Origin of the sequence: Streptomyces sp. NPDC001728 (genome assembly GCF_040297565.1) — a bacterium.
GTDB lineage: Bacteria > Actinomycetota > Actinomycetes > Streptomycetales > Streptomycetaceae > Streptomyces.
Genome location: NZ_JBEOZK010000022.1, coordinates 139,205 through 147,637 on the forward strand (window position 1 = coordinate 139,205; position 8,433 = coordinate 147,637).

At 71.3% G+C, this 8,433-nt stretch carries 9 protein-coding genes and 1 rRNA gene; 1 reads left to right on the forward strand and 9 read right to left on the reverse strand.

Annotated elements, in window-relative coordinates:
* Positions 1-70: 70 nt before the first annotated feature.
* Complete coding sequence (locus tag ABT154_RS27945; RefSeq protein ID WP_351860254.1) at positions 71-1,309, forward strand: DUF5667 domain-containing protein; 1,239 nt, start codon at positions 71-73, stop codon at positions 1,307-1,309.
* A gap of 65 nt (positions 1,310-1,374) precedes the next feature.
* Here ABT154_RS27945 and ABT154_RS27950 read toward each other — a convergent pair whose 3' ends face one another.
* The 9 genes from ABT154_RS27950 to rrf form a co-directional block, all read right to left on the reverse strand.
* The gene (locus ABT154_RS27950; RefSeq protein WP_351860256.1) at positions 1,375-2,475 is read right to left on the reverse strand and encodes a lysophospholipid acyltransferase family protein; all 1,101 of its coding nucleotides are present in this window, start codon (positions 2,473-2,475) and stop codon (positions 1,375-1,377) included.
* Positions 2,476-2,490: 15 nt separating this feature from the next.
* Positions 2,491-3,594: an NAD-dependent epimerase/dehydratase family protein gene (locus ABT154_RS27955; protein WP_351860258.1), complete on the reverse strand. Its 1,104-nt coding sequence runs from the start codon at positions 3,592-3,594 to the stop codon at positions 2,491-2,493.
* A gap of 136 nt (positions 3,595-3,730) precedes the next feature.
* Complete coding sequence (locus ABT154_RS27960) at positions 3,731-3,829, reverse strand: 30S ribosomal protein bS22 (protein ID WP_003948845.1); 99 nt, start codon at positions 3,827-3,829, stop codon at positions 3,731-3,733.
* Positions 3,830-3,993: 164 nt separating this feature from the next.
* Positions 3,994-4,203 carry a helix-turn-helix domain-containing protein gene (locus ABT154_RS27965; RefSeq protein ID WP_015034391.1) on the reverse strand — a complete coding sequence of 70 codons (210 nt, stop codon included), beginning with the start codon at positions 4,201-4,203 and terminating at the stop codon, positions 3,994-3,996.
* A 127-nt stretch (positions 4,204-4,330) separates the two neighbouring features.
* Complete coding sequence (locus ABT154_RS27970) at positions 4,331-5,146, reverse strand: phosphatase (RefSeq protein ID WP_351860260.1); 816 nt, start codon at positions 5,144-5,146, stop codon at positions 4,331-4,333.
* A gap of 105 nt (positions 5,147-5,251) precedes the next feature.
* Complete coding sequence (locus ABT154_RS27975; protein WP_351860262.1) at positions 5,252-6,430, reverse strand: acetoin utilization protein AcuC; 1,179 nt, start codon at positions 6,428-6,430, stop codon at positions 5,252-5,254.
* Entirely contained in the window at positions 6,399-7,604 is a 1,206-nt protein-coding gene (locus tag ABT154_RS27980) for an MFS transporter (RefSeq protein WP_351860264.1), read from the reverse strand. The genes ABT154_RS27975 and ABT154_RS27980 overlap by 32 nt, the downstream gene beginning before the upstream one ends.
* 43 nt (positions 7,605-7,647) lie before the next feature.
* The gene (locus ABT154_RS27985) at positions 7,648-8,295 is read right to left on the reverse strand and encodes an HAD family hydrolase (protein ID WP_351860265.1); all 648 of its coding nucleotides are present in this window, start codon (positions 8,293-8,295) and stop codon (positions 7,648-7,650) included.
* Positions 8,296-8,362: 67 nt separating this feature from the next.
* A 5S ribosomal RNA gene (gene rrf, locus ABT154_RS34000) occupies positions 8,363-8,433 on the reverse strand; the annotation flags it as partial.

Sequence of the window (8,433 nt, forward strand, 5' to 3'; positions counted from 1 at the left end):
TGCGCTCAAGGTGTGCAACCTTCCGGACACCCCGGGGAGTCGACCGTCATGACGAGAGGAGGTGCCGCCAGTGATCGCGAACGTATCGGCGCACCGGCGGGCGAACGCCTTCGCCCAGGCCCTGGAGGACCGGGAAGCCGAGGGCGCTGCGACCGAGCAGCCCGAGGCCCCGGCCGAACCTGCCGAGCAGGGACGGCTGTTGGCCTTGGCGAACGGTCTCGGCGAACTGCCGAAGCCGCAGCTGGACCCCGAGGTCAAGGTGGTGCAGCGAGCGCAGCTCGTCGCCGCCATGGAAGCGATGCTCATGGAAGGGAGCGCGGCCGCAGGCCCTACGGTGCCGGAACAGCGGGCCGCGGGCGGCAAGGGAAGCCATCGGGCCTCCCCGCTGCGGAAACTGCGCCCCCGCTCCCGCTGGACCAAGGGCCTCGCCGCCGGCGGGCTCACGGTCGGTGTGGCCGCGGGCGCCTTCGGCGGAGTGGCCGCTGCCAGCTCCGACGCGCTTCCCGGTGACTCGCTCTACGGGCTCAAGCGAGGCATGGAGGACATCAAACTGGGAATGGCGGACGACGACGCGGACCGCGGCGGCATCTACCTCGACCAGGCGTCCACCCGGCTCAGCGAGGCGCGTCGGCTCATGGAGCGGGGCCGCATCGGCGACCTCGACCACGAGTCCCTCACCGAGATCCGTCGCGTCCTGGGCGGAATGCAGCACGACGCAAGCGAGGGCCACCGCCTGCTCCGCCAGGCGTACGACCGCGACGGGGAGATCGGGCCGATGGCCCGGCTCAACTCCTTCGCGCAGGCCCACCGGGGCACCTGGAACGGCATCCGCGACCGGCTCCCCGTCCAACTGGCGGATGTCGGCAGCGAGGTGACGAACGTCTTTGACGCCATAGACGAAGAGGTCGAGCCGCTGCAGTCGGTCCTTCCCCGCACCCCGGAGAAGGGAGCGGTCGGCTCCGAGAGCCCCAGCGGCAGGACCAGCACGCCCAAGGGTCCCCAGGAGACGGACGCCCAGCGTCCGCCGTCCGGCCAGGAGACCCCTCCGGCCGGCAGCCACTCCGCGCCGCCCCGCCCGTCCGGCCCCAGCACGGGCACCAGCCCGAGCACGGACAGCGGCACCGGCTCCCCGGAGGACGACGGACTGCTCGGCGGCAACACCGGCGGACTGCTCAAGCCCTCCCCGTCCGGCGTACCGACGGCACCCCCGGGCGGCCAGACGCCGCCCGGCGTACCGGACGTGACCCTTCCGCCACTCCTGCCGGGCCTGCTACCAGGCCTCGGCATCGACAGCGAGGACGCTCGCTAGCAAGGAGAAGGGGCGCCCCCACGGACGGGGGGCGCCCCTTCTTCCATGCCCGGACACGGACGCGGTCAGAAGAACACCGACCGCCGCTGCACCAGCAGCTTGTACAGCGTGTGCTGGATCTGCTCCCGCACCTGATCCGTCAGGTTGAACATCAGCATCGGGTCCTCCGCCGCCTCCGGCGCGTAGGAGTCCGTCGGGATCGGCTCGCCGAACTGGATCGTCCACTTCGTCGGCAGCGGCACCGCCCCCAGCGGCCCGAGCCACGGGAAGGTCGGGGTCAGCGGGAAGTACGGGAAGCCGAGCACCCGCGCCAGGGTCTTGGCGTTCCCGACCATCGGGTAGATCTCCTCGGCCCCGACGATCGAGCAGGGCACGATCGGCACCCCGGCCCGCAGCGCCGTCGACACGAACCCGCCCCGGCCGAAGCGCTGGAGCTTGTACCGCTCCCCGAAGGGCTTCCCGATCCCCTTGAAGCCCTCCGGCATCACCCCGACGATCTCGCCCGCCCGCAGCAGCCGCTCCGCGTCCTCCGCGCAGGCCAGCGTGTGCCCCGCCTTGCGGGCCAGCTCGTTCACGACCGGCAGGACGAAGACCAGATCCGCGGCGAGCAGCCGCAGATGCCTCCCGGCCGGATGCCGGTCGTGGACGGCGACCTGCATCATCAGCCCGTCCAGCGGCAGGGTCCCCGAGTGGTTGGCGACGATCAGCGCCCCGCCCTCGGCGGGGATGTTCTCGACGCCCTTCACCTCGACCCGGAAGTACTTCTCGTACAGCGGGCGGAGCAGCGACAGCAGGACCTGGTCGGTGAGCTCCTCGTCGTAGCCGAACTCGTCGACCTCGTACTCCCCGGTGATCCGCCGCCGCAGGAACGAGAGCCCACCGGCAAGCCGCCGCTCCCAGCTTCCGGCACCGGCCCGCACTCCTGCCCCGGAACTCCCGTCGGACGCACCTACCACGGCACCGCTCACCTCGCCCGTCCCACGCGTCTCGCCCGCCTCCGTACCGGCCCCGGCGCCGCGGATGCCCTCCCGGCCCTCCTCGGGCTCCAGGGGCCCCTGAGGCCCCGGCAGGGCCCGTACGGCCGCCGCCTCGCCGCCGGCACGCGCGGGCCGTCTCCGGGCCCGCGACCGGTCGTCGTCGAACGGAATGACCTTGGCGTCCGCCATCGCTGTCCGGTCTCCTCAGGCGCCGTCGTGAACAGGGTGAACAGAAGGTACGGGCGACGCGGGCGCTGCGGAGCCGGTCGGCCGCGCGGCCGACGAGCCGAGCCGCCCCGCGATCCGGTCCACCGCCCCCGCGAGCATCTCCGGCGGCAGCAGCCCCGGCCCCCGGCCCCTCACGAAGTCGGCGAGGGCCTCCGCCGTCGTGTAGCGCGGTGTGAACCCGAGGACCTCACGCGTCTGGACCGTCGAGACGACCCTGCCGTGCGTGAGCAGCCGGATCTGCTCGGGCGCGAAATCGGTGATCCCGACGGTGCGCAGCGCCGTCCCCACCCAGGTGACCGCGGGCAGCAGCACCGGAACCGTCGGCCGGCCGAGCCGCCGCGCGCACTGGGACAGCAGGAGCACCCCGTCGCCGGCCACGTTGAAGGTGCCGCTGTTCTGGGTGGCCCTGCGCGGCTCGTGCGCGCCCAGGCGCAGCACGTCGATGACGTCGTCCTCGTGGACGAACTGGAGCCGGGGGTCGTAGCCCAGGACGGTCGGCAGGACCGGCAGCGCCAGGTACTCGGACAGCGGGGAGTCGATCCGGGGCCCGAGGATGTTCGCGAACCGCAGCACGCACACGGCCACGTCCGGGCGCCGCCGGGCGAAGCCCCGTACGTACCCCTCGACCTCGACCGCGTCCTTCGCGAAGCCCCCGCTGGGCAGCGACTTCGCCGGTGTCGTCTCGGTGAAGACGGCCGGGTCGCGGGGCGCGGAGCCGTAGACGCTCGTACTGGACTTGATGACGAGCCGGCTGATCCGCGGCGACTTCTGGCAGGCACCGAGCAGCTGCATCGTGCCGATGACGTTGGTCTCCTTGACCGACGTACGGCCGCCGCCGCCGATGGCCGTACCCGTCACGTCCAGATGGACCACGGTGTCGACGTCGTGCGCGGCGAGAACCTTGGCGATCTCAGGCCGGCGGATGTCCGCCCGTACGAACTCGGCGGCGCCGAGCTGGTGCGCCGGGTCGACCGCGTCCACCGCGATCACCCGCTCCACTTCCGGGTCCCGCTGGATCCGCCGTACGAAGCGGCCCCCGAGGTGCCGGGCCGCACCGGTGACGAGCACGACCTTGCCCAAGATCAGCGCCTTCCGTCCGTCTTCCGTTGTCCGCCACCGTAGCGCCTCAGGGTTTCCGCGCAATGAAACGTGGCCCTCCACCGCGAACGGTGAAGGGCCACGTCTTACGCACGAAACGCTGCGGTGCAGCTGTCGCTTACTTCTTGTTGCGACGCTGAACGCGCGTGCGCTTGAGCAGCTTGCGGTGCTTCTTCTTGGCCATCCGCTTACGCCGCTTCTTGATAACAGAGCCCACGACTACCCTCGCTCACTTCTCGGAACATCCCCGCCTCCCGGCGGGAATCGGTGCGGGGCGTCTGGGCCCACACGACCTACGTCGGCCTAGCCTACCGTCCCGAGCACCCCGCTTGTAATCCGAGGGACATACGGAGCTTTCCCGACGTTGTCGCCGCGCTCGCGCTACGCGGTCCCCACCCCCACGAAGGACTCCCGCAGGTACTCGTGAACCGCCTGTTCCGGCACCCGGAAGGACCTGCCCACCCGGATCGCCGGCAGATGACCGCTGTGCACCAAGCGGTACACGGTCATCTTGGACACGCGCATCACCGAGGCGACTTCCGCCACGGTCAGAAACTTGACCTCGTTGAGAGGTCGCTCGCCAGCAGCCATGACCCACCTGTACCTTCCGCCGCGACGCCCACCGGCTTCCCCTCCGGTGACTCTTCGTCGCCGAGCGCTCACTCTCCAGACTAGGGGCGGGTGGTACGAGTGGGGAAGAGGAGCTGCCATCGGCCGTTTACCGTGACAGACACGCTCGATTGAGTACATAGCGAGTCAACGGCCGGTAGTGGTCGGGGCGCACGCCGTCGTCCAGCGGAACGGCCACCGACACCTGCCCCTCCGCCTCACCGACGAACAGCGCCGGATCGTCCGTATCGGCGAGCCCGATGGCCTCGATACCCAGCTGACCTGCCCCGCAGACCCATCCGTGGTCCCCCACCACGAGTTCCGGCAGTGGCCCGCCGCACTCGGCCGCGCTCTCCAGGGCGGCTCTGACCGGCAGCGGCGAATGGGAGTGCGCCCCCGGTTCACGCCCTCCCCCCGACGGTCCCGGCTCTCGCACCAACGCGACCCCCCGTACGTAGTCGAGGAGGTGCGTGCGTACGCCGAACCGGGTCGTTATGTCGACACATCTCCCCTGCGCCGGTGTGAGGACAGGACATCCCGCCGCCGACAAGGCGTCTGCGAGAGCGACGTAGAAACCGAGGAGTCGATGCGGATGCCCGGTCCCGAGGAGCACCGGAACCCGTCGCGCCGCCGCCGCCCCCAGCCGCTCGGCGAAGGCGTCCAGCCCCCTCAGCGTCCGCTCGGGATCGATGACGTCGAGCCCGGACCGGTGCGTCGGGTCCCCCGACACCCCGCACTTGTCGGCCATCAGCCGCAACAGATCCGCCTCGCCCCACCCCCACGCGGGATCGAGCCCCAGCAGCACCCGTGGATCACGCGCCGCGAAGAGCCGATAGCTCCGCAGGTTCTCCTCCCGCGACGTCGCGACCGTTCCCGCCAACCCCGCCGCCAACAGATGCGCCCGCAGCGCCCCGGTACTCAACACCCCACCGATGCTGCCGGAACACCCGTTCCGAGGAGTCCAAACCTCCCGGACACCGCACGGTCGGCGTAACGCCCACCAGAACGTTCCAGGGCTACGCCCCCGGGGTCAGGCGAGCAGCCCCCGCAGCGGGAAGGCCGCCTTGCGCGTCGCGAGCACGGCCTGGTCCAGCCGGTCCGCCGGGTCGTACCCGTCGGCCCAGTCCCGGAGGCCCGCCGGCGGCCACCGCCCGTCCGTCATCCGCGCCGGACCCGGCTGCCGCGTCCGCGCGTACGCCTCGTCCCGCCAGGACGGCGGGATCACCGACTCCGGATCCACCGGAGCGTGCGCCGCGATCCCCACCAGATGCGTCCACGATCGCGGTACGACGTCCACCACCGCGTACCCACCGCCGCCGAGCGCCAGCCAGCGTCCCTGCGCGTACTCGTGGGCCAGGTCGTGACAGGCCTCCTGCACCGCCCGCTGCGCGTCGAGCGACACCGCCAGGTGCGCGAGCGGGTCCTCGAAGTGCGTGTCCGCCCCGTGCTGGGTGACGAGCACCTGCGGCCGGAAGTCCGCGATCAGCTCCGGCACCACCGCGTGGAAGGCCCGCAGCCACCCCGCGTCGGCCGTCCCCGCCGGCAGCGCCACGTTCACGGCCCCGCCCTCGCCGGGCCCGGCCGCGCCTGTCTCCTCCGGCCACCCGGTCTGCGGGAACAGCGTCCGCGGGTGCTCGTGCAGCGAGACGGTCAGCACCCGCGGGTCCTCCCAGAACGCCGCCTGCACCCCGTCGCCGTGGTGCACGTCCACATCCACGTACGCCACCCGCTCCGCGCCCAGTTCGAGCAGCCGGGCGATGGCCAGCGCGGCGTCGTTGTAGATGCAGAAGCCCGATGCGGCCCCCGGCATCGCGTGGTGCAGCCCGCCCGCGAAGTTCACCGCGTGCTCGGCCTCCCCGCGCCAGATCGCCTCCGCGGCCCCCACCGACTGCCCGGCGATCAGCGCCGACACCTCGTGCATCCCGGTGAACGCCGGATCGTCGACCGTGCCGAGCCCGTACGCCTGGTCGGCGTGGCGCGGGTCCGCCGAGGCCGCCCGCACCGCGTCCACGTAGTCCTCGCGGTGGACGAGCCGCAGCGTCGAGTCCCCCGCCGGCTTCGCCGCCACCACGTCGACCGCCCGGTCGAGCCCGTAGGCCCGCACCAGCGCCATCGTCAGCGCGAGCCGTACCGGGTCCATCGGGTGCTCGGACCCGAAGTCGTACCGCGTGACGGCTTCATCCCACATCAACAGTGCGCGGCTGCTCATGCTCGCCACCGTATCGGGCCTCTCGCGAACCGAACGACGTGGCGTACACCACCGTCACCAGGACGAGCACCATCGGCACCAGCATCGCCCACCGGTAGCTCCACCCGTCCCCGAGAGCCCCCACCAGGGGCGCCCCGATGAGGAAACCGACGTAGTTGAAGACGTTGAGCCGCGCCACCGCCGCGTCGCTGGCCCCCGGGAACAACCGTCCGGCCGCCGCGAAGGTCTGCGGCACGATCACGCTCAGCCCCAGTCCGAGCACCGTGAACCCGGCGATCCCCGCCCAGGCTCCGGGCGACACCGCCACCACCGCGAAGCCCAGCGCCGCGAGCACCGAGCCGGCCCGCACGACCACCACGGCCCCGAGCCGCCGCACCCCGAAGTCCCCGACGGTCCGCCCGAGGAGGGTCGTCACCATGTACGCGTTGTACGGCACGGTCGCCAGCTCCTCCGAGCTGCCGAGCACGTCCTGCAGGTACTTGGCACTCCAGTTGGAGACGGTGGAGTCCCCGATGTAGGCGAAGGTCATCACGAGGCAGAGCGGCAGCAGCAGCTTGAAGACGACACCGTTGCCCTTGCCCTCCTCCGCCGCCGAGGCCCCCTCGGGCCCGGCACCGCCGGCGACGTACCACCGGCTCCCGACGACTACGACGGGCAGCAGCAGCACCACCACCGGGAGATAGGACTCGAACAGCGACTGCTGCCAGTGCGCCCCCACCCAGGCCAGCGAGGCCCCCGCGATCCCGCCCAGGCTGTACGAGGCGTGGAAGCCGAGCATGATGCTCCGGCCGTACGCGCGCTGGAGGCTCACCCCCAGCATGTTCATGGAGGCGTCGAGGGAACCCACGGCCAGTCCGAAGAGCCCCAGGACCACGGCCGCGTGCCAGAGCTCCGACCCCAAACCCACGGAGAGCAGGGCCAGCAGCACGAACGGCTGGGCCCACCGCAGTACCACGGCGGGCCCCACCCTGGCGACGACCTTCTCGGTCACCACACTGGCCACACCCGCCAGGATCGGCACAGCGGCCAGGAAGGCCGGCAACAGCCCGTCAGAGATCCCGTACTGGTCCTGGAGCGCCGGTATTCGGGTGACGAGCAGCGCGAACGTCACCCCCTGCACGAAGAAACTGACCGCCAGGGATCCTCGCCCACGCCGCAACCGCGCATCCGTCATGGCGGCAAAGCGTACGGCCGGAACTTACCGCTGGGTAGATCGATCACAGCCCCAATATCGCCGGCAGCTCGTCCATCGTCCCGAAGTGGCCGTTCGCGCCGGTCAGCTTCTCCTGGGGGGTCATCGCGGTGAACCCGTACACGTCCATCCCGGCGGCCTGTGCGGCCTGTACCCCGAGCAGGCTGTCCTCGACGACCACACAGCGCTCGGGGGCCGCTCCCATCCGCGCGGCGGCGTGCAGGAAGAGGTCCGGCGCCGGCTTCCCGCGGCCGACGTCCTCGGCGCTGAAGACGATCTCGTCCCGGAACCAGGCGTCGAGCCCGGTCTTCCGGTGCCCTACCCGGATCCGCTCGTGACTCCCGGAGGAGGCCACACAGTACGGAACCCCGGCCTCGGCGAGCCGCTTCACCACGTCCGCCGCCCCGGGCACGGCCTCCAGCTCGTCACGGAATGCCGCGAAGACCCGCCCGTGGAACGTCTCGTCGAACTCCGCCGGCAGCCGCTGCCCGCTCCGCTCCTCGACCAGGTCGTGAATCCGGTGCATGGCGGACCCCATGTAGTCGCGTACGGATTCCGCGTACGTCGTGGGGTGCCCGAGTTCTGTCAGATAGCCGGCGAGCAGCGTGTTGGAAATCGGCTCGCTGTCCACGAGCACACCGTCGTTGTCGAAGATGACCAGGTCGTAGCGCATGGCCCCAGCTTAGAACGCAAAAATGCCTCAACCCCCGGACAAAGTCCGGGGGTTGAGGCTAAAAATTGTTCGGCGGCGTCCTACTCTCCCACAGGGTCCCCCCTGCAGTACCATCGGCGCTGAAAGGCTTAGCTTCCG

Excerpts from the sequence above, each read along its gene's own strand:
- ABT154_RS27950 (WP_351860256.1), bottom strand. The coding sequence starts at position 2,475 with ATGGCGGACGCCAAGGTCATTCCGTTCGACGACGACCGGTCGCGGGCC.
- ABT154_RS27965 (WP_015034391.1), bottom strand. The coding sequence starts at position 4,203 with ATGGCTGCTGGCGAGCGACCTCTCAACGAGGTCAAGTTTCTGACCGTG.
- ABT154_RS27975 (WP_351860262.1), bottom strand. The coding sequence starts at position 6,430 with ATGAGCAGCCGCGCACTGTTGATGTGGGATGAAGCCGTCACGCGGTAC.
- ABT154_RS27980 (WP_351860264.1), bottom strand. The coding sequence starts at position 7,604 with ATGACGGATGCGCGGTTGCGGCGTGGGCGAGGATCCCTGGCGGTCAGT.
- ABT154_RS27985 (WP_351860265.1), bottom strand. The coding sequence starts at position 8,295 with ATGCGCTACGACCTGGTCATCTTCGACAACGACGGTGTGCTCGTGGAC.